The sequence below is a fragment of the Shewanella marisflavi genome (assembly GCF_002215585.1).
GTDB classification, from domain to species: Bacteria; Pseudomonadota; Gammaproteobacteria; order Enterobacterales; family Shewanellaceae; genus Shewanella; species Shewanella marisflavi.
This window is the reverse complement of record NZ_CP022272.1, coordinates 2,627,283-2,650,915: the sequence shown is the minus strand read 5'-3', so window position 1 is coordinate 2,650,915 and position 23,633 is coordinate 2,627,283. Positions and strand designations below refer to the sequence as shown.

Below are 23,633 nucleotides of genomic sequence, written 5' to 3'. Positions count from 1 at the left end.
CTCGTGTGAAGGGGCCACACTGAAATAAACTTGCGGAGATAGAACTGTGCAGCAATATGTACTCTGGTATCAAGAATTAGGCATGGGTGACGTCAACAAGGTAGGCGGTAAGAATGCCTCTCTTGGGGAGATGATCAGCAATCTAGCTAATGCAGGTGTTCAAGTGCCTGGTGGCTTTGCGACCACATCTTTTGCGTTCAATGAATTTCTTGAACAAAGCGGACTTAACCAGAAGATATACGAGACGCTAGAAGCTCTAGACGTCGATGACGTGAATGCACTCGCTACCGCAGGTGCACAGATCCGACAGTGGGTTATCGATACCCCATTCCATAGCGAATTTGAGCAGGTTGTACGTGAGTCGTACGACAAGCTTGCCTCAGAAACTAGCGATGCATCTTTCGCTGTTCGCTCTTCAGCGACTGCCGAAGATATGCCCGATGCATCATTTGCCGGTCAGCAAGAAACTTTCCTAAACGTGAAAGGCTTCGAAGCTGTGCTGGTTGCCATCAAGCATGTATTTGCTTCACTGTTTAACGACCGAGCTATCTCATACCGTGTGCACCAAGGTTACGACCACAAAGGTGTTGCCCTTTCTGCTGGCGTACAGCGTATGGTTCGCTCTGACACCGCGGCTTCAGGGGTGATGTTCACCATGGATACTGAGTCCGGTAATAACGATGTGGTCTTCGTGACCTCTTCATTTGGTCTGGGTGAGATGGTTGTACAAGGTGCCGTAAACCCTGATGAGTTCTATGTTCACAAGCCAAGCTTAACTGCAGGTCACATGTCTGTAGTTCGTCGTAACATTGGTAGCAAGTTGATTCAGATGGTTTACTCTGATGACCTGAGCCATGGTAAGCAGGTGAAGATTGAAGATGTGCCTGCCGACATGCGTCGTCAATTCTCAATTAGCGACGAAGAAGTGATGGAGCTGGCTAAGCAAGCCATGATCATCGAGAAACACTATGGTCGTCCAATGGACATCGAGTGGGCAAAAGATGGTAACGATGGCAAGCTTTACATAGTACAGGCGCGTCCTGAAACTGTTCGTTCACGTGAAGACGTGCAGCTGATTGAACGTTTCCACCTGAAGACCAAGAGTGAAGTGATTGGTGAAGGCCGCGCGATTGGCCACAAGATTGGTAACGGTACCGCTAAGGTTCTGGCTTCTATCGAAGATATGGATCAGATCCAAGAAGGCGACGTTCTGGTTACTGACATGACAGACCCAGATTGGGAACCAATCATGAAGCGTGCTAGCGCTATCGTCACAAACCGTGGTGGCCGTACTTGTCACGCTGCGATTATCGCCCGTGAATTAGGTGTACCAGCGGTAGTGGGTTGTGGTGATATCACTGATAAGATCAAGCATGGCCAGCCGGTTACTGTTTCTTGCGCCGAAGGTGATACAGGTTACATCTTCGAAGGCATTCAAGAGTACGATGTCGTGTCGTCTCGCGTAGATGCTATGCCTGAACTACCAATGAAGATCATGATGAACGTGGGTAACCCTGACCGCGCCTTTGACTTTGCCCGTCTACCTAACGAAGGTGTGGGTCTGGCCCGTCTTGAGTTCATTATCAACCGTATGATCGGTATTCACCCTAAGGCACTGCTTGAGTTCAACGACCAAAGCGCCGAGCTGCAGCAAGAGATCCACGAGATGATTGCTGGCTACGAGTCTCCTGTTGAATACTATATCGCGCGTCTGGTTGAAGGTATTGCGACTATAGCATCGGCTTTCCATCCGAAGAAAGTGATTGTACGTATGTCAGACTTCAAGTCTAACGAGTACGCTAACTTAGTAGGTGGTGACCGTTACGAGCCAGAGGAAGAGAACCCAATGCTGGGCTTCCGTGGTGCTAGCCGTTATATCTCTGAATCGTTCCGTGACTGCTTCGCCCTAGAGTGTGAAGCCATCAAGCGTGTTCGTAACGAGATGGGTCTGAAGAATGTAGAGATCATGATCCCATTCGTTCGTACGCTGGAAGAAGGTCGTCAGGTTATCGAGTTGCTGAAAGAGCAAGGCCTTGAGCGTGGTAAAGATGGTCTGCGCGTCATCATGATGTGTGAGCTGCCTTCTAACGCGCTACTAGCCGACCAGTTCCTCGAGATTTTTGATGGTTTCTCTATCGGTTCAAATGACTTGACTCAGCTGACGCTAGGTCTTGACCGTGACTCAGGGATCATCAGCCACCTGTTCGATGAGCGTAACGAAGCCGTTAAGGCCCTCTTGGCGATGGCTATTAAAGCCGCTAAAGCCAAAGGCGCGTACGTGGGCATCTGTGGTCAAGGTCCTTCAGACCATGCTGATTTTGCAGCTTGGTTGGTGGAGCAGGGTATCGACACAGTATCGCTAAACCCTGATACGGTTATCGATACCTGGTTATACCTAGGTGAAGCACACGCTTAATTATTCTTTAAATAGAGTAATCTAATTGACGAAAGCCGCTTTTTAGCGGCTTTTTTTTGTTTATAATGGCAACATTATTTTAATAATTACCTTAATAAAGAAGTCATCATGCTCCCAAAGTTATCCCATCAGCAGACCCTTGAGCCTGTTTATCTGGCGTTTCTTGATGCTCTTGCCAAGAGTCATTATTGCGGCGATATCGATAAGCGCTACAGTGCCCGTTTAGCCCAGGCGACGGATAACTCTGTATACCAGTTTCTGCCCCAGGCGGTGCTATATCCTAAGACTCAGGCCGATGTCAGCTTGATCATGAGCCTGGCGGCTAAGCCTGAATTTAATAAGGTAGTTTTCAGTGCCCGAGGTGGCGGAACTGGTACCAACGGTCAGGCCTTGACTCATGGTTTGATTTTGGACTTATCACGTTATTTTACTCAGGTGCTTGAGATAAATGAGAAAGAGCGTTGGGTGCGGGTGCAAGCTGGTGTGGTCAAAGACGCACTAAATGATGCTTTGCGACCTCATGGCTTTTTCTTTAGTCCGGATCTGTCGACCTCTAACCGCGCGACCATGGGCGGCATGATCAATACCGATGCCTCGGGCGCCGGTTCACTTGTGTATGGCAAGACTTCTGATCATGTGCTTGAGCTCACCAGCGTGCTGCATGATGGTAGTGTGCTGGAAACTAAGCCGCTGGATCTGCAAGCGCTCGAAACGCTCGATGCGCTCGAATCTCCTAGTTTGGGCGAGACGCTGCAGCGGGATATCGCCCGTATGACACGTGAACATAGAGACGAGGTGGAGAGGCGTTTTCCCAAGCTTAACCGTTTCTTGACCGGTTATGACCTGAAAAATGTCTGGAACGCCTCACAAGATGAGTTCAACCTGTCACGCATTCTAACGGGTTCCGAAGGCACGCTAGCGGTGATCACTGAGGCGAAACTTGATATCACGCCACTGCCCAAGACTCGCATGATGGTAAACATCAAGTATGACTCTTTTCAATCGGCGCTGCGTCATGCCCCCGATCTGGTGAAGGCCGAGGCCACTGTAGTAGAAACCGTGGACTCTAAGGTACTTAATCTTGCCAAACAGGACATCATCTGGCATTCGGTTGCATCACTTATTGAGGAGGTGCCTGGCGCCTCTATTGATGGCCTGAATATGGTGGAGTTTGCCGGCGAGCAAGAGGAAGTCGAAGAGAAGGTTAAGCAGTTACAAGCCATGCTCGACAGTCAGCTTGAAGCAAAGCAGGCGGGTTTACTGGGATATCAGGTAACTGCCGATAGGGCGAGTATTAACACCATCTACGCCATGCGTAAGAAGGCCGTGGGATTGCTTGGCGCCACCAAAGGGAGTCGCAAGCCGATCGCTTTTGCCGAAGACACAGCTGTGCCACCAGAGAAGCTTGCCGACTTTATCATGGAATTCAGAGCGCTACTGGACAGTCACCAGTTGCAATATGGCATGTTTGGCCACGTGGATGCGGGCGTGCTACACGTGCGTCCGGCGCTGGACATGTGCGATCCCCAAGATGAACGACTGCTCAAGACGGTATCGGATCAGGTGGCAGCATTGACCCTTAAATATGGCGGCCTGATGTGGGGCGAGCATGGCAAAGGGGTGCGCGGAGAGTATGGCCCAGCGGTCTTTGGTGAGACGCTATTTGGCTTGCTGGAGGAAGTAAAAGGGTATTTCGACCCTCACAATAAGCTGAACCCTGGCAAGCTGGTAGCGCCTAAGGGCACAGGACCATTACTCTATAATGTGGATAGCACTAAGCGCGGCGCCTTTGACCGTCAAATTCCGGTCCAAACCCGTGAAGCTTTCCCCGATGTGATGAACTGTAACGGTAATGGTCTCTGCTTTAATTACAGTGTCTATTCGCCTATGTGTCCCTCGTTTAAAGTGACCGGGGACAGGGTGCAATCGCCCAAGGGCCGTGCGGGTCTAATGCGTGAATGGCTGCGTTTATTGGAAGCCGAAGGCGTTGATGTCGATGCCTTAGCAAAAGCCAAGCCTCTTGGCTGGCTGCAGCGCACGCAGAACACCCTAAAGAAAGAGCGTGAGTATGATTACTCTCATGAGGTAATGGAGTCGTTGAAGGGATGCCTGGCCTGTAAGGCATGCACCTCGCAATGTCCCGTAAAGGTGGATGTGCCTAAGTTCAGGGCGCAGTTCTTTAACATCTACTACCAGCGTTATTTGCGCCCGGTGAAAGATTATCTGGTGGCGGGGATTGAAGAGAGTCTGCCATTGATGGCTAAGGTGCCTCAAATTACCAACTTTGCCTCACAAAACAAGCTGAGTCAGTGGGTCATTAAGCAATCTATCGGCTATGTCGATGCACCAGCCCTCTCGGTACCAACACTCAAGCAGCGTTTGGAGAATCATGCTTGCCGCGGCTACGATCTGAATGCATTGCAGCAGATCCCGGCCGCTGAGCGTGAGCAATATGTGCTGGTGGTACAAGATCCCTTCAATAGCTTCTACGAGGCCGACACGGTTTATCACTTTATCAAGCTGATCGAAAAGCTGGGTTATAAGCCAGTGCTACTTCCCTTTAAGCCCAACGGTAAGCCAATCCATATTAAGGGATTCTTAGATAAGTTTGCCAAGACGGCTCAGTCAAGTGCCGACTTCCTTAATCAGGTGCATGCCCTAGGCATGCCAATGGTGGGCGTGGACCCAGCTATGGTGCTCTGCTATCGTGATGAATATAAAGAGATCTTGGCAGAAAATCGCGGCGACTTTAACGTGCTGCTGGCCAATGAGTGGTTGCTTAAGGTGATGAAAACCCGTAAACCAGCAACAAGCTGCGGCAAGCGTTTTACTTGGTTTAGTCACTGCACAGAGTCGACGGCTAAGCCTAATACCGCCAAAGAGTGGCAGGCGATCTTCGAAGGATTTGGTGCCGAGTTAAAGACTCTCAGTCTTGGCTGCTGCGGTATGGCGGGCACCTATGGCCATGAGAATGATAACCTTAAACGCTCTAAGGCTCTCTATCAAATGTCTTGGGATGAAGCCATTAAGTCACTGCCACAGGAAGAGATACTGATCTCAGGTTATTCATGTCGCAGCCAGGTCAAACGCTTCGGAGGCTTTAAGCCTAAACATCCGGTACAGGCCCTGTTGAGTCTTATCGACAATAACTGAGGCAGATATTGTGACTGAGCTTGAGCCTGTAGCGCAATTAAAGCAGATCACACAGGGAGCGCCCCTGTGTGATGAGAGGCCACTATTTCATATCGATGGGCAAGGGCGCTGGTTTTATCGTCAAGAGCCCCTGCCTGATAAGTTTTGCCGTCTATTTGCCACCATCTTGCGTCGCCAAGGTGAGGATTATCTTCTGGTTACCCCGGCAGAGAAAGTGCTGGTGGATGTTGCTGATTATCCTTTTGTTATCAATGATTATGAATCTAATGATGACGGTAGTTTCAGCTTGATGACTTCCATAGGTAGCCAGTTGTCTATCACGGGTTATCAGGCCTTTGTGGTGGGCGAGGAGACAATATCTGTCGGCTTAGCGAGCGGATTATCGGCTAAACTTGGAAGAGCTTGTTATTACCGCTTTATCGCACAATACCTGCTGCATGAAGATGAAGACTTGGGATAACAGCTAAGCCTTTCTTAGATAAGGCAAATGGTTTTTCGTTACGAATTACCCGTCTCCTAGCCCTAGTTTCTTTAGAACCAGATGTTAGTATTAATGTATGCCCGCTGTTTCTGGAGGTGCTGATTGAAACATTATGAAAGCTTGGGATACTTGGTATCTCATCTGAATATCGAACTTCAAAAGGCCTTGGATGAGAGGCTAAAGCGCTATGAACTAGACATTAAACTCTGGCCCGTACTGTTTGCCCTATGGCAAGAGGAGGGGATCACCCAGACAGAACTTTCTAAGCGCTGTGATGTTGCGAACTACACTATGACTCGCCTATTGGATCAGCTTCAGGTGCAGGGTTATATTACGCGTCACCAGGAAGCGGATAATCGTCGCGCCTTTAAGATTTTTCTAACCGATAGCGCTAAGGCGCTTGAACAGGATCTGATCTGCGAGGCGGAGCGCGTTAATGAGCAGTTCCTTGGTAATCTATCCGAATTCGAATCGCAGCAGTTTATCTATCTACTCAATAAGATTAATGGCTTGTCTTAAACAGGCTGAATGTAAATCTGATTTTATGTCATCAAGATGAATATCCCTAAAGCTCTGTTAACTGCAACGCTCGAGCTTGGCACTCGTGTGGCTTGTTTTAATCCCTTAGCTAGGCCCTAGAGCTCATCAGTGCATGAGTCGCTGGCTGAGCATGCTCGTCCATGGATGTGAGGCTACGACATTGACAGCTCTTCGGACAGAGAGCGGCCCAAATTATCAGAATCTCACCGTCACAGAGGTCATTGTCTATTGCTATGTCTGCGGGTGATAAATTCCTTTTGTGTTGTTCAGTCGACTGAGCTTGGTGTGTTAAATAAATAGGAAGGGGCTAGACCACCAAGAGCATTCCCAGGCCTGAAATCGCCGTGAGTATGATGACAGATTGTAACATTAGTCTGCTCTGCATCAGGTTTTCTTTGCCCTGTTTGATACTGGCAATCAAGCGGTTATGCTTGTAGATGCGGCAGATCATCTGGTCACTGTTGGGATCGATAAATAGTTGAAACTTACAAGGTTTACCATCATGAAGCTTAACTTGATGTTCGCTCTTTGGACCGAAGTTTAGCTTGCGAGAGACCCGCTTACCATTAACAAATACCTGCTCTAGGCCTATCCAATTACTGGCCTGTAACTCCACCAAATCCTGATTAAAGTTGTACTTGAAACTAATCATAATGCAATCCTAGCGAAGATGATGAGCCTCTAAGTCAAGCAGAGGAATATGACAATTTCCAGTACGCTTTTGTGAAAAATCTATGTCTGAAAATTATCCCTTTGGCGGTAAAAGGAAAATTATTTTTCAGGAGTTTCATTCGGTAAATTGGATGAAATATTTGGTATCCAAATGGAGCATAAAAGTTTGAAGACAAAAAAACCACCGAATATCGGTGGTTTTAGGTGTTAGCGCTAATGGCAAAACTAGGCGATTAGATCACTTCTTGCCATTGATGATGGCGCGTGCCAGTTCATCGGCAACGTCTGCTGTCGTGCGGTTTTGCGCATCAGAAAGTTCGAAGATCTTTAGTAGCGTGTTGTAGATCTCTTCAACCTTAGCGGTGGATTTCTGCGGGTCATAATCTTTTTCGAACGAGACGTTGATGATACCGCCAGCGTTGATCACGTAATCTGGGGCATACAGGATACCCAGTTCTTTGAGCTTCTCACCATGGCGTAGCTCAGCAAGCTGGTTGTTGGCACAACCTGCCACAATCTTGGCTTTCAGTAGTGGAATCGTCGTGTCATTGATGGTGGCGCCCAAGGCACATGGCGCATAAATATCAACGTCTTGGTGATAGATATCTTGAGGAGCAACAACAGTCGCGCCAAACTCGGAAGCCACTTTGTCCAGTGATGACTGGTGAATATCAGTCACGATCAACTCGGCACCTTCTTCATGCAGGTGACGGCATAGGTAGTAACCTACGTGACCAACGCCCTGAATGGCGATTTTAAGGCCTTTAAGGCTATCCAAGCCACGCTGGTGCTTAACGGCGGCTTTAATGCCCAGATAAGTACCCAGTGCAGTATATGGTGATGGATCGCCGCTTTGGCCTTCTAGACCTGCCATATAAGGGGTTTCTTGGTGAGCGATCATGATGTCGCTGGTAGATACTCCCACATCCTCGGCTGAGTAGTATTTGCCGCCCAAGGTATGAATACAACGGCCGAAGGCACGGAATAGGGCTTCACGGTTTTCTACTTTAGGGTCGGCAATGATCACTGATTTACCGCCACCCATAGATAGACCTGCAAGGGCATTCTTGTAGGTCATGCCGCGAGACAGACGCAATACATCGGTCAACGCCTCGTCGTCAGACTCATAGTTCCACATTCTGCAACCACCTACAGCTGGGCCCAGGTTGGTGTTGTGAATGGCTATGATTGCACGTAAACCACTTTCCTTATCATGACAAAATACGACCTGTTCGTGGTCATCAAATGAGATATGATTAAATACTGCCACTTTATGAGTTCTCCGCTTGGGAATTAAAACGCCGAACGCCAAATTGGCTCTGTCGACGGCTTGTTATATTTATTGCAGAACGATAGCATTTAGCGATACTCTCAACAAAGCAAAGATTGGTATTTATTGTGATCGGTGTGGCAATTTTGCTTTCCACTTTACGTTAACGTAAAGTTGTCTGTGGGTTTTCCCCAGAAATGCAGCTTGCCAAGCTTAATTCGCCCTTCACAACATAACTATAACAATAGGAAGCAGTATGACGGAACAAGCAGTCGAGAACAGCAAACCGCTCACCCCAGAAGAGCAAGAAGCAATGACACAACAATGGGTTAAAGAGCATTTTCAGAAGGCTAACCGCTTTCTGGCGGAGAAAGGGGTTATCCCGAGTAAAGTGATTGCCGAAGAGAGCCGTTACCTTGCGCCATTTCTTGCCGTGTGGAAAATGGAGTCAAAGCAGCCAAAACCACAAACCTTCTGGGTCATGTCTGGCGACCTGCCTTCAGACTATGTGGACGTTAAGGTTGCCGCCACGGCTCGCGATGCGATCCGTCATTTCTCTATGATGTGGCAGCTTAAAGCGGAAAATCTGGTTAAATCAGGTGCCGTAAAAGATAAGACTCAGGCTCAGTTTGCTCAGCTACTCGTGTCGCGTGCCGAGAGCTTGTATCAGATCCACAACGACGAAAAATTGTGGAAAGAAGGCTAAGCGTTTTAAACAGCTACAGCTTTTAACAAGCGCCTTTATAGCAACAAAAAAGCCGCCCATCAGAGGCGGCTTTTTTGTGTTTTTCGTTCGGACTTGCGCTCAATATGAGCCATATCCTTAGGCGAGGTAGGCGTATCCCGAATTGAGCAGCCAAACAAAATATTGCCCAATTGCTTGCTGCTGACAGAGGTTCATTGCCTGTTCGCCTTCGAAGCTAAACTGATTGGCTAGCAGCAGGAGTTCTTCATCTAACTCATCGTCTTCACTAAAGGTGTAGATCTCACCATTGATAAAGAGTCTGGCGTGTTTATCGCCTTCGAGACGAATCACTTTAAGTCCGCCGATGCGCTGTAAGCTGGCGCCATCTTCCAGGGCTTCCATTAGCTCTACCTGGGCGTAATTGTCCCCTTGCTTACAAAGATCCAGCTCGAAGCGGTTCTGACTTAGGGTCTGACCCAGTAACGTTTGATAGTGTTCTGGCTGAGACAAGATCTCAGAGACCAAGGCTAACATGCCTTCTTGCTGCTCAATGCTCAATAGGCCAGGGCTTGTAGGTTCCTGATTAGAGGTAAAGCGCTTATTGCCGCTATTGGTGTCGATTAAATGATCGGCAATACTGCTAAAGAGTTCTTGTTGGCTAGGTGCGCGAAAGCCTATTGAGTAACTCAGTGCCGTCTCTATGGTCTCGCCTCGGTGGGGAAAGCCTGGCGGAATATAAAGCATGTCACCGGCTTCGAGCACTACATCGATTATTGGTTCGAAGTCATCAATAAGCGCGGTGTGGGTATCGCCTCCACGTGGGGCATAATGGCCTTTGGGACCGACTTTCCAGCGCCTTTTGCCTTCGCCTTGCAGCAAGAAGACATCATAGTTGTCGATATGGGGGCCTACGCCGCCGCCCGGTGTGGCGTAAGAGACCATAAGATCATCGAAGCGCCAGTCGGGGATGAAGCGGAAGGCGTCTACCAAAGGCTCCGCATCTGGGTACCAATGGTTGACGGCCTGCACCAGGAGCTGCCAGTTATTTTCGCCAAAAGGGGCATAGTCTTCGATAGGCCCCTGAATGATTTGCCAGTTATCCTGCTGGGTCAGCACGATACGCGAGGCGACTTCCTCTTCACAGGCGAGTCCTGCCAGCTCATCGGCGGCGATAGGATCATGAAAAGATTTAAAGGCGCCCTTGATCACCAGAGGCTGCTTTTGCCAGTGATGGGTTAAAAAATCTTGTGTATCGAAATTGAGGCTGTACATAGAGTGATTCGCCAAGCTGTGGTGGGGAAATGGGGGCAGTATAAGCCCAAAAGATCATATTCTGAAAATAATAAAGGCGGTAAGCATTTGCCTACCGCCTTTATGTTAACCCTATGGGATGATTACTTTAGATCATCTACAAAGGCTTCGGCGCGGCCGATATAGTTTGCCGGCGTCATCTTCTTGAGTTCAGTTTTGACTTCAGCTGGCAGTTCCAGCTTGTCGATGAACTGTGCCAGTTGCTCGCCATCGATACGCTTACCACGGGTCAGCTCTTTAAGCTTCTCGTATGGTTTCTCGATGCCGTAACGACGCATAACGGTTTGAACTGGCTCAGCCAGTACTTCCCAGTTTTGGTCCAGCTCTTCACGCAGGTGAACCTCGTTCACCTCCAGCTTGCTGATCCCTTTAAGGGTCGCCTGGTAGGCAATTAACGCGTGAGCCATGCCCACACCTAAGTTACGTAGCACTGTAGAGTCGGTCAGGTCGCGCTGCCAACGAGACACTGGCAGTTTTGCCGCCAAGTGTTGCATCAGAGCATTTGCGATACCCAGGTTGCCTTCTGAGTTTTCAAAGTCAATTGGGTTAACCTTGTGCGGCATGGTCGATGAACCAATTTCACCAGCAACGGTTTTCTGCTTGAAATGACCCAGGGCGATATAACCCCAGATGTCACGGTCAAAATCGATCAATACGGTATTGAATCGCGCAACGGCATCGAACAGCTCAGCGATATAATCGTGTGGCTCGATCTGTGTGGTGTAAGGATTCCAGTTGAGTCCCAGGCTGGTCACGAAACGTTCAGACAGGGTGTGCCAGTCAACTTCAGGGTAGGCTGACAGGTGAGCGTTGTAGTTTCCTACGGCGCCGTTGATCTTACCCATGATCTTAACCGCTTGGATCTGCTTAAGCTGACGCTCAAGACGCACGGCTACGTTGGCCATCTCTTTACCTAAGGTAGAAGGAGAGGCTGGCTGGCCGTGGGTACGAGACATCAGTGGCACAGAGCGATACTCGGTCGCTAGCTTCTTAACACTGTCTACAATCTGCTGACAGTAAGGCACCAGCACCTGCTCGCGAGCTTCGCTAAGCATCAGACCGTGAGACAGGTTATTGATATCTTCAGAGGTACAGGCAAAGTGCACGAACTCATCGATAGCAACCAGCTCACTATTATCCGCGATCTTCTCTTTGATAAAGTACTCGACCGCCTTCACATCGTGGTTGGTGGTGGCTTCGATGGCCTTGACGCGCATTGCATCTGCTTCGCTGAAGTTGTCTTTGATCTGATCGAGCAAAGCCAGCGCGGCTTCGCTAAAAGGAGGAACTTCTTCAATTTCTGGGCAGCTGGATAGCAGCTTTAGCCAGTTTATTTCGACTTGAACACGGTATTTGGTCAGGCCGTACTCGCTGAAAATCCCTCGCAATGAGGCGGTTTTACTACCATAACGACCGTCTACCGGAGAGATAGCAGTTAGTGCGGAAAGTTCCATTAGAAGCTCCTTTAATGAACTTAGCTTATTATTTATAGGGTGAGGCTTTTCTTAGCTGTATCAACTATTGTTTTTCTCGAGAAGACAAGGTGTCTGCGCTTGCCTCCAAGTTGGCGCCACAACACTGCACTGCGCATGGCAGCCAGTAGCAGGGCACGTATCTTTTGTTGTACCAGAGGTTGTTTCAGAAACTCGGGATTGCCCGATATCTGTATTTTGGGACCTAAGGTACTGATAATGTCGCTGTAGATGCCGGCAAAGTTGGCGACTACCTGATCATCGGTAATCGCAAAATGGTGCAGCTGTCTGTGTACCTGATTGATCCTTTCGGCCAGCATGCCCATGGCGTTCGCACTGCGGGATAGCTTGCGCTCTAGCGCCAAAATGCCGATGAGGTAACGGGTGATCTCAACATCTTTCTGCTTGTCATCGCCCAACTGATTCAACACCAGTTGGTAGCCACGATTCAATGCAGCCTTGTCGCTGTATACATCGGCAGTGTTATCGGGATTGGTCACCATAATGGTGTTTAGACAAGCGCCAAGCATCTCATCGTCAGCCTGGCCATGTCTGGCGACCTTCTGTACTTGGCCAATTGCCTGAAGAATACCGGCAAAGGCCATGGTTCTGTCGAAAATCGGCTCACTCACGGTTTACTCTCTTATCAGGGTGTCTATGATACCGCCGCCAAGGCAGACTTCACCGTCATAAAACACGGCTGACTGGCCTGGGGTCACGGCCGCTACCGGCTCGTCGAAGATCACTTTGATGCGATCTTCCCCTTCATAGGTAAGGGTACAGGCAACGTCTTGCTGGCGATAACGCGTCTTAACTGTGATCGCTGCGCCATCGGCCGGCCCCTTTCTGTCGACCCAGTGCAGTTGATCGGCATAGAAACCCACTGACATGAGGCGAGGGTGCTGACCGCCTTGGCCGACGACTAATACGTTACGTTCGAGATCTTTATCTACTACATACCAAGGATCGTCATTGCTGTTTTTCATTCCGCCAATGCCCAGACCTTTGCGTTGGCCCAGGGTGTGATACATCAAGCCCTGATGCTCGCCAATCACTTCACCTTCGGCGGTTTCTATCTTGCCAGGCTGTGCTGGTAAGAAGGTACTTAGAAAATCGGTAAACTTACGTTCGCCAATAAAGCAGATGCCCGTGCTGTCTTTCTTATCATGGGTAACTAAACCCATCTTCTTGGCGATGTCACGCACTTCGCTTTTTTCCAGCTCACCAACGGGAAACAGTGAGCGAGCGATCTGCTCGTGGCTCAAGGTGTAGAGGAAATAGCTCTGGTCTTTGTTGCCATCGACGCCACGCAGCATCTGACTCTGGCCCGAAGCATCGCTGCGGCGCACGTAATGCCCCATGGCAATGTAGTCGGCGTCTAAGATATCGTCGGCAAACTCAAGAAATGCTTTGAATTTAATCTCTTTGTTACACATGATGTCTGGGTTAGGGGTACGACCGGCCTTGTATTCGGCAAGGAAGTATTCGAACACGTTATCCCAGTATTCAGCGGCAAAGTTGACCGTGTGCAGCTTGATGCCGAGCTTGTCACAAACGGCTTGAGCGTCTTTAAGATCTTCTGCCGCGGCACAATACTCATCGGTATCGTCCTCTTCCCAGTTCTTCATGAACAGGCCTTCGACTTGATAGCCCTGCTGTATGAGAAGATAGGCGGAAACAGATGAATCAACACCGCCGGACATGCCGACGATCACTTTTTTACCGTTTGGATTGGGTTCGATTGATGCCATAAATCCTAAAAACCAATTAAATATGTGTAGCTACGGCGTTTTGTCCAGCTGTCTAAAGTGGCTTTCGCCTAAGTCGGGCAGATCCCAATTTGACCTGCTATCTGGAAAATGTGTCGCCGTAATATGCGGGGGCATATTCTATCATGCATTGTGGCTTTGGGCTAACAGGAGAAACTGGCTATTGACCACGTCAGTCGAAAAGAGTTTTCCCTGGCGATAGTCGTGTATGCATTGCAATACCAGAGGGCTTCTGAGCTGTAGTTTGCGTTGCTCTATCTCATCGAGGGTCATCCACAGGGCGCGGCAGATGGCATTGTCTTGGGGCGCTGGTGTGAGTAACTCATCAAGGGTGCAAGCATAGGTGAAGCGAAGAAAGGCCAAATCTTCATTGGCTTGAAACTGATAAATCTTGATGAGTGATTGTGGTTTGATGGCAAGTCCTGTCTCTTCCAGCACCTCGCGCGCGCAGGCTTGGGTTAAACTTTCATGGGCTTCCAGATGACCTGCGGGCTGATTATAGGTGAGCTTGCCATCGATAAGCTCCTCTACCATTAGGTATTTATCTTCGCAGGCGATCACACAGGCTACCGTGACATTGGGTTTATAGCGCTCCATCTATGACCTCGTTAGGATTGGGGTAAGACTCTATACTCGCCGTTTTTAATCTCATCTAGGCACCACTGACCTATTTTATAACGAATTAATCTGAGGGTAGGGTAACCGACATGGGCCGTCATTCGTCTGACCTGGCGGTTGCGTCCTTCACAGATCTCAATAGATAACCAGCTTGTGGGGATCTGCTGGCGTTCTCTTACCGGCGGCGTGCGCGGCCAGATGTCAGGTTGAGGCATACGAGTGACATTTGCCGGCAGCGTTGGGCCATCTTTTAGATTCACGCCATTTCTGAGTGCTTCGATGGCCTCGTCGGTTGGAATGCCCTCGACCTGCACCCAGTAGGTCTTATAGGTTTTCTTTTTCGGTTCGGTAATACGAGATTGCAGCACGCCGTCGTTGGTGAGTAGCAGCAGGCCTTCGCTGTCGCGATCCAGACGCCCGGCGGCGTAAACCCCTTCTATGGGGATGAAGTCTTTGAGGGTCTTACGCCCTTGATCATCGGTAAACTGACACAAGACATCGAATGGCTTGTTGAACAGCACTATGATGGGATTTTCCGGACGCGGCTTGGGCTTTTTCGAGGTAAATTTCCCCGGCTTATGCAAGCGAGGTTTGCCTTTGGGATTGACGGCGCTCGAGGTTTTTGGGCCTTGGCTGCGACGAGTGATTTTAGATTTTGTGGGTTTGGTCTGACTCAAGTGGCAAACTTCTGGGGTAGTGTATGCTAATGCTGACATTGTACTGTGCATTCGCCATTAGTGGAATTTGAATATTGGCGTGAATGATTTATGATGTCGGCCAATTAAATGTGATCGATAGCAAAACGTGAACAGAATTTGAGATGTTAACCGCGCTTTGTTTTGCATTAAATCGGTTTAAGTGTCAGGGCATGTCCCTTGGGCGTTCACCCTTACAGTTTATCCTTTTCATGCCTCGCATTCGCCATCGTAAAATTATAATAATTACATCATAGTGATTTGATTCATAAACAATTTATTTTATAAAAACGTAGGAAATAAAATGAACGACAATCCAACGATCATCTATACGGAGACTGATGAAGCTCCGGCACTCGCGACCCTATCTTTACTGCCAATCATCAAGCACTTTACTGCCGCCGCAGGCGTCGGTGTTGAGACTCGTGATATTTCACTCTCTGGCCGTGTTATTGCTAATTTTCCTGAATTTTTAAGCCCAGAACAGCAGATCTCAGATGCCCTCGCTGAATTGGGTGAATTGGCCACTAAGCCAGAAGCCAATATCATCAAACTGCCTAACATCAGTGCCTCTATCCCTCAATTAAAAGCTTGTATCAAAGAGCTGCAGGAAAAAGGTTACGCGCTGCCTAACTATCCTGATGAGCCCCAAAATGATGCAGAAGCCGATATCAAGGCGCGTTATGACAAGATTAAGGGCAGTGCCGTAAACCCAGTATTGCGTGAAGGTAACTCAGATCGTCGCGCGCCAACTTCGGTAAAGAACTACGCCAAAAAGAACCCACACTCAATGGGAGCTTGGAGCCGTGATTCTAAGTCACACGTTGCCCATATGGATGCAGGTGATTTTTACGGCAGTGAGCAATCTGTTACTGTCAATGCGCCAACCAGTGTCGATATTCTGTTTGAAGGTAAAGATGGCAGCAGCAAGACGCTAAAATCTGGCCTTGAGCTGCTGGCTGGCGAAGTGATTGACGCCTCAACCATGAGCAAGAAGGCGCTAGTGGCTTATATGGAGCGCGAAATTGAGGCTGCAAAAGCTGAAGATGTGCTGTTATCACTGCACCTGAAGGCCACCATGATGAAGGTGTCAGATCCTATTTTATTTGGTCACGCGGTGAAGGTTTATTACAAGTCACTATTTGACAAGCATGGCCAGCTGTTTGAAGAGCTAGGTGTCGATGTTAATAATGGTTTCGGTGACGTCTATGCCAAGATCGCTAGCCTACCAGCGGAAAAGCAGGCCGAAATCGAAGCGGATATCGCCGCTATCTACGCCGAGCGTCCTGCGTTGGCCATGGTTGATTCTGACCGCGGTATCACCAACCTACACGTGCCAAGCGATGTGATTATCGATGCTTCTATGCCTGCGGCTATTCGCTCATCAGGTCAGATGTGGGGACCAGATGGCAAGCTGAAAGATACCAAGGCGTTGATCCCAGATCGTTGCTACGCCGGTGTGTACCAAGAAACCATCCAGTTCTGTAAAGAGCATGGCGCTTTCGATCCAACTACCATGGGTAGCGTACCCAATGTTGGCCTGATGGCACAGAAAGCCGAAGAGTATGGTAGCCATGACAAGACCTTTGAAATGGCTGCAGACGGTGTGGTGAAGGTTATCGATGCTGCCGGCAATCTACTCATGTCTCACGATGTGGAAGCGGGTGATATCTGGAGAATGTGCCAGGTGAAAGACGCGCCTATCCGTGACTGGGTTAAGCTGGCGGTAAACCGCGCGCGTCTGTCGTCAACGCCTGCCGTCTTCTGGCTTGATGAGAACCGTGCCCACGATGCCCAACTGATTGCCAAAGTGAACACGTATCTGCCTGAGCATGATACCGATGGTCTAGAGATCCATATCATGGCGCCGGTTGAAGCCACTCGTTTCTCACTGGAGCGAATCAAACAAGGCCTGGATACCATTTCGGTGACGGGTAACGTATTGCGTGACTACTTAACGGACCTTTTCCCAATTCTTGAGCTGGGTACCAGTGCTAAGATGCTCTCAATCGTACCATTGATGAGTGGTGGTGGATTGTTTGAGACAGGTGCTGGTGGTAGTGCGCCTAAGCACGTTCAACAGGTGGAGAAAGAAGGTCACCTGCGCTGGGATTCTCTCGGTGAGTTTTTGGCCCTTGGCGCGTCACTCGAGCACTTGAGCCAAAACTATGATAATCCTAAGGCCCAGGTATTGGCCGATGCATTGGATAATGCCATTGGTAAGTTCCTCGACGAGAATCGTTCGCCTTCACGTCGTGTGGGTGAGCTGGATAACCGTGGTAGCCATTTCTATCTGGCCATGTACTGGGCTCAGGCATTAGCAGCGCAGGACAGTGATGCTGAGCTTAAGGCTAAGTTTGCGCCATTAGCGGAAGCCTTTGTCAATAACGAAGCTAAGATAGTTGCAGAGTTAAACGGTGCACAGGGTCCGGCAGTTGACTTGGGTGGTTACTATCGCCTGGATGCTGCTAAGGCAACAGCGGCGATGCGTCCAAGTGCAACACTTAATCAGCTGTTAAGCTAATAGCTGGTTGAAAAAGGCGCCTTGTGCGCCTTTTTCACAATAAATAAAAAAGGCAGGGATAACCCTGCCTTTTTTGTTTTTTTAAACCCACTATTTAGTGGGCGATATCGCTGACGCGTGCATCCCTTTAGGCCCCTGTTCCACCTCGAATTGGACTGATTGGCCTGCTTTTAGAGTTCGATAGCCTTCCATTTCAATGGTAGAATAGTGTGCGAAAACGTCTTCACCACCAGCTTCAGGGCAGATAAACCCGAATCCTTTGGCGTTGTTGAACCATTTCACAGTTCCGTTTGCCATACTTCCACTTCCTTCTGTTGTTTACTGACCAGTAAGATAGTAAAACTTAATGAGGCGGGGTAAATTCACCGCTCGATGAACAGAATGAAACCAGTAAAAGCGGATGTCAAGATTAATTTAACAAAAAGGCAACAATTGGCGCGGGAATACCGGGAAATGGTTTTAATGGTCGGATGAGTGATAGGTTTATCCTGGGTAGGTAGTAACATTTGGAAGAAGCCAAAACTAGAGGCTAATATTGAAATATGGGTAAAGTAGGTAATATTGAGCACATTGAAGAGCGCGCGGAAACAGAGCTTATGCCGCCTTCTATGTACAAAGTGATCTTAAATAATGATGACTATACCCCGATGGACTTTGTCATCGAGGTGTTACAACTCTTTTTTAATAAAAACGAACAAGAAGCCACAGATATCATGTTGGCGATACATCATCAGGGTAAGGGAATTTGCGGCGTTTTCCCTTTTGGCATTGCAGAAACTAAGGTCGCACAAGTAAATCAGTTTGCAAGACAAAACCAACATCCGTTACTGTGTTCATTAGAGAAAGCCTGAAGATCGAAGTTTTGTGATTATTTTAGGGGGTGCTTATGTTAAATAAAGATTTAGAGGTCACCTTGAATCTGGCGTTTCAGCAAGCCAGAGACGCGCGGCACGAATACATGACCGTAGAGCATCTGCTATTGGCGTTAATCGACAATCCAGCGGCCCAAGAGGCGTTATTGGCCTGCGGTGCGAATCTCGACAAACTAAGAGAAGATGTGTCGAGTTTCATCGAACAAACCACTCCTATTATCAGCGACCCAAATGATGATAGAGAAACCCAACCCACCTTAGGTTTTCAGCGTGTTCTGCAGCGCGCGGTTTTTCATGTGCAGTCTTCTGGTCGCAATGAAGTCACCGGCGCCAATGTCTTAGTGGCTATTTTTAGCGAGCAGGAATCCCAGGCGGTGTACCTGTTACGCAACGGTGAGATCACCCGTCTTGATGTGGTGAACTACATCTCGCACGGTGTTGCGCGCGATGAACTGGACAATGCCCAAGAGCCTGAGCAGATTGAAGATAATAGCGAACCGGAAGAGCGCAGTAAGCTGTCGCAATTTACTGCGAATCTCAACGAAGAGGCACGCAAGGGCAATATCGATCCTCTGATTGGCCGCGCCGATGAAATTGAGCGCTCGATTCAGATCTTATGTCGCCGTCGTAAGAATAACCCGCTATTGGTGGGTGAAGCGGGCGTGGGTAAGACGGCAATCGCTGAAGGTTTAGCCTATCGCATCGTTAACGATGAAGTGCCCGAGGTGATGGCTGATGCCACCGTCTACTCTTTAGATCTTGGTGCACTGCTGGCGGGCACCAAATACCGCGGGGATTTTGAGAAACGTTTCAAGAGCCTACTTAAGGAGCTGGCGCAAGACGAACATGCAATTTTGTTTATCGACGAGATCCACACCATCATTGGTGCCGGCGCCGCGTCAGGCGGTGTGATGGATGCGTCTAACTTATTAAAACCGCTTCTGTCTAGCGGTCACCTGCGTTGCATGGGCTCAACCACTTTCCAGGAATACCAGAGTATCTTTGAGAAAGATCGAGCCCTTGCAAGACGCTTCCAGAAAGTCGATATTAATGAGCCTTCGGTGGCAGAAACCACCAAGATCCTACAAGGCCTCAAGAGCAAGTATGAAGAGCACCATGGTGTGCGCTATACCCTGGCAGCACTCTCGGTTGCGTCTAAGCTATCGGATAAGCATATCAATGACAGACACTTGCCCGATAAGGCGATAGACGTTATCGATGAGGCAGGGGCTCGTATGGCGATGCAACCTGCTAGCAAGCGTAAGAAGACCATAGGCCAGGCGGAGATCGAGTCGATTATCGCCAAGATGGCGCGGATCCCTGAGAAGACGGTTTCGGCAAACGACAAGGATATGCTGAAAAATCTTGAGCGTAATCTCAAGATGGTGGTATTTGGTCAAGATAAGGCCATTGAAGCACTTAGCTCGGCGATACGTCTGTCGCGCAGTGGCCTGAGCGGCGCTCACAAGCCTGTGGGGAGCTTTTTGTTTGCCGGGCCAACCGGTGTAGGTAAAACCGAGGTAACCAGCCAACTGGCGTCCTGTCTTAGCCTCAAGCTGGTGCGTTTTGATATGTCTGAGTACATGGAGAGTCATACCGTGTCTCGCCTTATCGGTGCACCACCAGGCTATGTTGGTTACGATCAGGGTGGTTTGTTGACCGATGCAGTGATAAAGAATCCTCACTGTGTGGTATTGCTCGATGAGATTGAAAAAGCGCATCCTGATGTCTATAACCTGTTGCTTCAGGTGATGGATCACGGCACCTTGACGGACAACAATGGCCGTAAGGCGGACTTTAGGCACGTGACCTTAGTGATGACCACTAACGCCGGTGTGCAGGAGACGGTGCGTAAATCGATTGGCTTTAAGCAGCAAGATCATAGTCAGGACGCCTTGTCTGAGATTAATCGAGTCTTTTCGCCTGAATTTAGAAACCGCTTAGATGAGATCATCTGGTTCAATCATCTGGATATGACAGTGATTGCCAAGGTGGTTGATAAGTTCCTGGTCGAGTTACAGGCGCAGCTTGATGAGAAATCTGTGGTGCTTGAGGTGAGCGATGAAGCCAGAACCTTGCTGGCCGAGAAGGGCTATGATAAGGCGATGGGCGCGCGGCCAATGGCGCGCGTGGTCACCGAGATGATTAAACGTCCGCTTGCCGATGAGATCCTCTTTGGCCAACTTGAGAAGGGCGGTACGGCCTATGTTGATGTTGACGGTGATAAGCTGAGCATTAAGGTCGAGCGACCGGAAAAGCTGACACAGACATAAAGAAAAAAGGCTGCAATTGCAGCCTTTTTTATGATTTGTTATGGGCTTATCACAAAGGATAACGCCGCCTGTTCTCTGGTCAGGAACTATCCGTGCAGGAACAAAAAAAACCGGCTCTGCCGGTTTTTATTTCGTTAGCTAACTTTAGCGTGAACGGAAGACGATGCGCCCTTTGCTCAAATCATAAGGGGTCAGCTGTACAGTGACCTTATCACCCGTCAGAATACGGATGTAGTTTTTACGCATTTTGCCTGAGATATGGGCGATTACTACGTGACCATTCTCTAGCTCTACTCGAAACATTGTATTTGGCAAGGTTTCAAGAATAGTGCCTTGCATCTCAATGTTGTCTTCTTTCGCCATTAATCAGTTATCCTGTTAGCCTTCAAATATTAAAAACGGGCGTATCATGCCGCAAATTGGCGCTGCTGTAAAGAGGTGTTCGTTATCTGGGCAAATATCTGTTTGCTTTCTTTTTTCTGATTTCTTCGCTTTATTCGCTTCGTTGCCAACCGTTTGTGGTTAAGATCTCATAGGGGTGATAGGCGGTCTTGTAATTCATCTTACGCGACTCATGGATCTGATAACCCAGATAAACATGTGCTTTATTCATCTGTTTTGCAAGCTGGCACTGCAGTAGGATCATAAAGGATCCCAGAGAGCGTTTATCCAATTCAGGCGCAAAAAAGCTATAGATGGCAGATAGGCTGTTAGGCAGTATATCGGTCACCGCAACGCCGATGAGTTTGCCTTGAAGCCTGAGTTCCAGCAATTGGGGGGGATGCCAACTGCACTGCACGAAATGATCGTATTGTTCTCTCGATGGCGGGTACATGGGACCGTCATGATGACGCGCCTTGATGTATGTCTCGTACAATGCATAGTGCTCGTCGCTGCAGGCATCAACCAGAGACCAGCTGATATCCTGATTTTGCTTTAGGGTGCGCTTCTGCCGACGTGAGGGCTGAAAAGCGCCTACGGGGATCCTTATTGGCAGACAAGCCTGGCAGTGGGGACAATGAGGCTTGTATATGGTTTCGCCACTGCGTCTAAACCCTAAGGCGAGTAACTTTTCAAACAAGGTTAAGTCGAGCGATTCTTCTTGCAGTACCAACAGTTGTTCTTGTTTGTTGGGCAGGTAACTGCAGTCGAAAGTGTGGGTCATGCCCACTTGAATGGTATCCGATCTAGAGCTCAAGCTGCACCTCTTGGGGATGCCAGGCATCGCTGGCGACTTCAACATCGCGAAAACGCTTCAACAAGTTGATGAAATCGTTACGCTTAAGCGCTTTTGCGCCCAGTGACGCCAGATGAGGATTCATGACCTGGGCATCGATTAGGCGGTACTTGTGTGCGAGCAGATGTTGATGCAACATCGCCATGGCGGCCTTGGAGGCATTGCTTTGCAGGTGAAACATGGACTCGCCACAAAATACCTGGCCAATGGCGACCCCATAGAGGCCGCCGATGAGCTTATTATCATCCCATACCTCCACCGAATGCGCCTTGTGCTGCTGATGAAGGGCTTTATAGGCAGTTTGAATTTCAGCTGTGATCCAGGTGCCTTCCTTGCCTTGGCGAGTAAGGGCGCAGTTTTCAATTACCTGATTAAAAGCGCGGTTAACGCTGAAATGCCACTTGCTTCGTTTGATGTGACGCTTGAGGCTACGACTAACCTTGAGTGCACCCGGTACGAATACGGCACGCGGGTCTGGCGACCACCAAAGTATGGGGTCGTTTTCGTTAAACCAAGGAAAAATCCCCTCATAATAGGCGTTGAGTAGTCGCTTGGGGTGAAGATCGCCACCGATGGCCAAGAGTCCGTTTGGATCGGTTAAGGCAAACTCCGGTGAGGGGAACTTTGCCAGTTCATGATTTAAATAGGACAGTGAGTTCACAATTGAGTAAAATTAGTTATCGGCCTCTTTATAAGTTAGCGGAAAACCTCTTATGTTGAAACCTGCAGCGCTTCACTTTCGCCTTATTTGGTCAGTTTTTATCTTAGCGGCAAGTTTGGGTCTGTGTGCTGGTGTGAATGCAGCCTATGAGCGGAATCAAGCTGTGCCAGTTGAGAAGGTCGAATATGGCTATGTAACCTCGGTGCGCAATATTACACAAACTCAATTGGTTGAAGATCGTAATCAGGGGTGGCGTACATTTGGCGGCGCGCTCATAGGCGGCGTCATAGGTCACCAGTTTGGTGGTGGTAGCGGTAAGGATGTGGCGACCGTATTAGGTGCCTTAATAGGTGGCGGTATAGGCCACAGAGCGGGCGACGATTATTATCAGCAACTCAAACTCGTGGAGTTGATGATCCGCTATGAAGATGGCCAAGAGGTGATGGTTATCCAAGATTATGACCCAGGTATGATTTTTAATGTCGATGATGAAGTTCGAGTGGTGTACCTGCAAGGCCGGGTGCGGGTCGATCTGGCCATGTAGCTGGCATTATTTGTTGAGCAATAGTACAAATAAAAAAGGAGCCGCTAGGCTCCTTTCTTCTGCATTATTTGCCGGTTTAACTTAGAAACCGCGAGGTAGTTGTCCTTTACCTGCAAGCTTGGCTCGCCATAGCTCTTTTGGCGTCATACCGCCAGAAGTTGATTTACTAGCAGTAGCTTTAGCCTTTACTGGCGCCGCCTTCTTAGGAGCAGCCTTTGGCTTTTCTGCTTTAGGTGTGGCTTTTGCAGCTGGAGTCGCTGTGCCTTGCTCGGCCAACATGGCCTCTAAATCACTAAAACGAAGAGATTTACCACCATCGATCTTATACCAGCTTCCTTTCTGCTCGATAGTCACGCTCTTACCCTGGGCTTTACTCAAGGCCGTTTCGAGTGAGCTAATTACCTCTTCTTTGGTCAACTTTGACATAGTATTAACCTATT

Annotated in this window: 22 protein-coding genes; 9 read left to right on the top strand and 13 right to left on the bottom strand. The window is 48.9% G+C overall.

Annotation, left to right across the window (positions count from 1 at the left end):
* Positions 1–46 precede the first annotated feature (46 nt).
* The 4 genes from ppsA (at position 47) to CFF01_RS11580 (ending at position 6,569) form a co-directional block, all read left to right on the top strand.
* Positions 47–2,416, top strand: coding sequence for a phosphoenolpyruvate synthase (ppsA, locus tag CFF01_RS11595; protein ID WP_033540717.1), 2,370 nt, complete (start codon positions 47–49; stop codon positions 2,414–2,416).
* 108 nt (positions 2,417–2,524) lie between these two features.
* On the top strand, positions 2,525–5,569 hold the full coding sequence (ydiJ, locus tag CFF01_RS11590; protein WP_088904894.1) for a D-2-hydroxyglutarate dehydrogenase YdiJ: 3,045 nt from the start codon (positions 2,525–2,527) through the stop codon (positions 5,567–5,569).
* A 10-nt stretch (positions 5,570–5,579) separates the two neighbouring features.
* Positions 5,580–6,029 carry a DUF1285 domain-containing protein gene (locus CFF01_RS11585; protein ID WP_088904893.1) on the top strand — a complete coding sequence of 150 codons (450 nt, stop codon included), beginning with the start codon at positions 5,580–5,582 and terminating at the stop codon, positions 6,027–6,029.
* Between the two features lie 123 nt (positions 6,030–6,152).
* Positions 6,153–6,569, top strand: a complete 417-nt coding sequence (locus CFF01_RS11580) for a MarR family winged helix-turn-helix transcriptional regulator (RefSeq protein WP_033540720.1) — start codon at positions 6,153–6,155, stop codon at positions 6,567–6,569.
* A 328-nt stretch (positions 6,570–6,897) separates the two neighbouring features.
* Here CFF01_RS11580 and CFF01_RS11575 read toward each other — a convergent pair whose 3' ends face one another.
* Positions 6,898–7,242, bottom strand: coding sequence for a hypothetical protein (locus tag CFF01_RS11575; protein WP_088904892.1), 345 nt, complete (start codon positions 7,240–7,242; stop codon positions 6,898–6,900).
* A gap of 258 nt (positions 7,243–7,500) precedes the next feature.
* Entirely contained in the window at positions 7,501–8,532 is a 1,032-nt protein-coding gene (locus CFF01_RS11570; protein WP_088904891.1) for a Glu/Leu/Phe/Val dehydrogenase dimerization domain-containing protein, read from the bottom strand.
* A 256-nt stretch (positions 8,533–8,788) separates the two neighbouring features.
* Here CFF01_RS11570 and CFF01_RS11565 point away from each other — a divergent pair, with 256 nt between their 5' ends.
* Positions 8,789–9,238, top strand: a complete 450-nt coding sequence (locus CFF01_RS11565; protein WP_088904890.1) for a DUF4826 family protein — start codon at positions 8,789–8,791, stop codon at positions 9,236–9,238.
* A 117-nt stretch (positions 9,239–9,355) separates the two neighbouring features.
* On the opposite strand, the gene CFF01_RS11560 is transcribed toward CFF01_RS11565, so the two are convergent.
* The 6 genes from CFF01_RS11560 to rluE form a co-directional block, all read right to left on the bottom strand.
* Positions 9,356–10,489 carry a cupin domain-containing protein gene (locus CFF01_RS11560; RefSeq protein WP_088904889.1) on the bottom strand — a complete coding sequence of 378 codons (1,134 nt, stop codon included), beginning with the start codon at positions 10,487–10,489 and terminating at the stop codon, positions 9,356–9,358.
* Between the two features lie 122 nt (positions 10,490–10,611).
* Complete coding sequence (purB, locus tag CFF01_RS11555) at positions 10,612–11,982, bottom strand: adenylosuccinate lyase (protein ID WP_088904888.1); 1,371 nt, start codon at positions 11,980–11,982, stop codon at positions 10,612–10,614.
* A 32-nt stretch (positions 11,983–12,014) separates the two neighbouring features.
* Positions 12,015–12,632: a high frequency lysogenization protein HflD gene (gene hflD / locus CFF01_RS11550; protein ID WP_088904887.1), complete on the bottom strand. Its 618-nt coding sequence runs from the start codon at positions 12,630–12,632 to the stop codon at positions 12,015–12,017.
* Between the two features lie 3 nt (positions 12,633–12,635).
* Positions 12,636–13,751, bottom strand: a complete 1,116-nt coding sequence (gene mnmA, locus CFF01_RS11545) for a tRNA 2-thiouridine(34) synthase MnmA (RefSeq protein ID WP_088904886.1) — start codon at positions 13,749–13,751, stop codon at positions 12,636–12,638.
* A 141-nt stretch (positions 13,752–13,892) separates the two neighbouring features.
* A complete protein-coding gene (locus CFF01_RS11540) occupies positions 13,893–14,366 on the bottom strand; it encodes an NUDIX hydrolase (protein ID WP_088904885.1) in 474 nt (157 codons plus the stop codon).
* 11 nt (positions 14,367–14,377) lie between these two features.
* Positions 14,378–15,103, bottom strand: coding sequence for a 23S rRNA pseudouridine(2457) synthase RluE (gene rluE, locus CFF01_RS11535; RefSeq protein ID WP_232479429.1), 726 nt, complete (start codon positions 15,101–15,103; stop codon positions 14,378–14,380).
* Between the two features lie 283 nt (positions 15,104–15,386).
* Between rluE and CFF01_RS11530 the strand changes: the two genes are divergently transcribed.
* Positions 15,387–17,606 carry an NADP-dependent isocitrate dehydrogenase gene (locus CFF01_RS11530; RefSeq protein WP_088904883.1) on the top strand — a complete coding sequence of 740 codons (2,220 nt, stop codon included), beginning with the start codon at positions 15,387–15,389 and terminating at the stop codon, positions 17,604–17,606.
* Between the two features lie 90 nt (positions 17,607–17,696).
* Here the strand turns inward: CFF01_RS11530 and cspD are convergent, their stop codons facing one another.
* Positions 17,697–17,903, bottom strand: coding sequence for a cold shock domain-containing protein CspD (gene cspD, locus CFF01_RS11525; RefSeq protein WP_011865363.1), 207 nt, complete (start codon positions 17,901–17,903; stop codon positions 17,697–17,699).
* A gap of 245 nt (positions 17,904–18,148) precedes the next feature.
* Between cspD and clpS the strand changes: the two genes are divergently transcribed.
* Together clpS and clpA are read left to right on the top strand one after the other, a co-directional pair.
* On the top strand, positions 18,149–18,457 hold the full coding sequence (gene clpS / locus CFF01_RS11520; RefSeq protein WP_011865364.1) for an ATP-dependent Clp protease adapter ClpS: 309 nt from the start codon (positions 18,149–18,151) through the stop codon (positions 18,455–18,457).
* Between the two features lie 35 nt (positions 18,458–18,492).
* Positions 18,493–20,751 (top strand): ATP-dependent Clp protease ATP-binding subunit ClpA, encoded by a 2,259-nt coding sequence (gene clpA, locus CFF01_RS11515; RefSeq protein WP_088904882.1) that lies wholly within the window; start codon positions 18,493–18,495, stop codon positions 20,749–20,751.
* Positions 20,752–20,895: 144 nt separating this feature from the next.
* On the opposite strand, the gene infA is transcribed toward clpA, so the two are convergent.
* The 3 genes from infA to aat form a co-directional block, all read right to left on the bottom strand.
* A complete protein-coding gene (gene infA, locus CFF01_RS11510; protein ID WP_011865366.1) occupies positions 20,896–21,114 on the bottom strand; it encodes a translation initiation factor IF-1 in 219 nt (72 codons plus the stop codon).
* Between the two features lie 130 nt (positions 21,115–21,244).
* The gene (locus CFF01_RS11505) at positions 21,245–21,949 is read right to left on the bottom strand and encodes an arginyltransferase (RefSeq protein ID WP_033539538.1); all 705 of its coding nucleotides are present in this window, start codon (positions 21,947–21,949) and stop codon (positions 21,245–21,247) included.
* Positions 21,939–22,649, bottom strand: a complete 711-nt coding sequence (aat, locus tag CFF01_RS11500) for a leucyl/phenylalanyl-tRNA--protein transferase (RefSeq protein WP_088904881.1) — start codon at positions 22,647–22,649, stop codon at positions 21,939–21,941. The genes CFF01_RS11505 and aat overlap by 11 nt, the downstream gene beginning before the upstream one ends.
* A 52-nt stretch (positions 22,650–22,701) precedes the next feature.
* On the opposite strand from aat, the gene CFF01_RS11495 reads away from it, so the two are divergent.
* Positions 22,702–23,193, top strand: a complete 492-nt coding sequence (locus CFF01_RS11495) for an outer membrane lipoprotein (protein ID WP_232479428.1) — start codon at positions 22,702–22,704, stop codon at positions 23,191–23,193.
* A gap of 81 nt (positions 23,194–23,274) precedes the next feature.
* Here the strand turns inward: CFF01_RS11495 and CFF01_RS11490 are convergent, their stop codons facing one another.
* Positions 23,275–23,619, bottom strand: a complete 345-nt coding sequence (locus CFF01_RS11490; protein ID WP_088904880.1) for a hypothetical protein — start codon at positions 23,617–23,619, stop codon at positions 23,275–23,277.
* Between the last annotated feature and the right edge of the window lie 14 nt (positions 23,620–23,633).

Coding starts and splice junctions, on each gene's coding strand:
- CFF01_RS11565 (WP_088904890.1), top strand. CDS start 8,789: ATGACGGAACAAGCAGTCGAGAACAGCAAACCGCTCACCCCAGAAGAG.
- purB (WP_088904888.1), bottom strand. CDS start 11,982: ATGGAACTTTCCGCACTAACTGCTATCTCTCCGGTAGACGGTCGTTAT.
- mnmA (WP_088904886.1), bottom strand. CDS start 13,751: ATGGCATCAATCGAACCCAATCCAAACGGTAAAAAAGTGATCGTCGGC.
- clpA (WP_088904882.1), top strand. CDS start 18,493: ATGTTAAATAAAGATTTAGAGGTCACCTTGAATCTGGCGTTTCAGCAA.
- CFF01_RS11530 (WP_088904883.1), top strand. CDS start 15,387: ATGAACGACAATCCAACGATCATCTATACGGAGACTGATGAAGCTCCG.
- CFF01_RS11540 (WP_088904885.1), bottom strand. CDS start 14,366: ATGGAGCGCTATAAACCCAATGTCACGGTAGCCTGTGTGATCGCCTGC.
- CFF01_RS11490 (WP_088904880.1), bottom strand. CDS start 23,619: ATGTCAAAGTTGACCAAAGAAGAGGTAATTAGCTCACTCGAAACGGCC.
- ydiJ (WP_088904894.1), top strand. CDS start 2,525: ATGCTCCCAAAGTTATCCCATCAGCAGACCCTTGAGCCTGTTTATCTG.
- rluE (WP_232479429.1), bottom strand. CDS start 15,103: ATGTCAGCATTAGCATACACTACCCCAGAAGTTTGCCACTTGAGTCAG.
- infA (WP_011865366.1), bottom strand. CDS start 21,114: ATGGCGAAAGAAGACAACATTGAGATGCAAGGCACTATTCTTGAAACC.
- CFF01_RS11575 (WP_088904892.1), bottom strand. CDS start 7,242: ATGATTAGTTTCAAGTACAACTTTAATCAGGATTTGGTGGAGTTACAG.
- CFF01_RS11560 (WP_088904889.1), bottom strand. CDS start 10,489: ATGTACAGCCTCAATTTCGATACACAAGATTTTTTAACCCATCACTGG.
- clpS (WP_011865364.1), top strand. CDS start 18,149: ATGGGTAAAGTAGGTAATATTGAGCACATTGAAGAGCGCGCGGAAACA.
- cspD (WP_011865363.1), bottom strand. CDS start 17,903: ATGGCAAACGGAACTGTGAAATGGTTCAACAACGCCAAAGGATTCGGG.
- CFF01_RS11495 (WP_232479428.1), top strand. CDS start 22,702: ATGTTGAAACCTGCAGCGCTTCACTTTCGCCTTATTTGGTCAGTTTTT.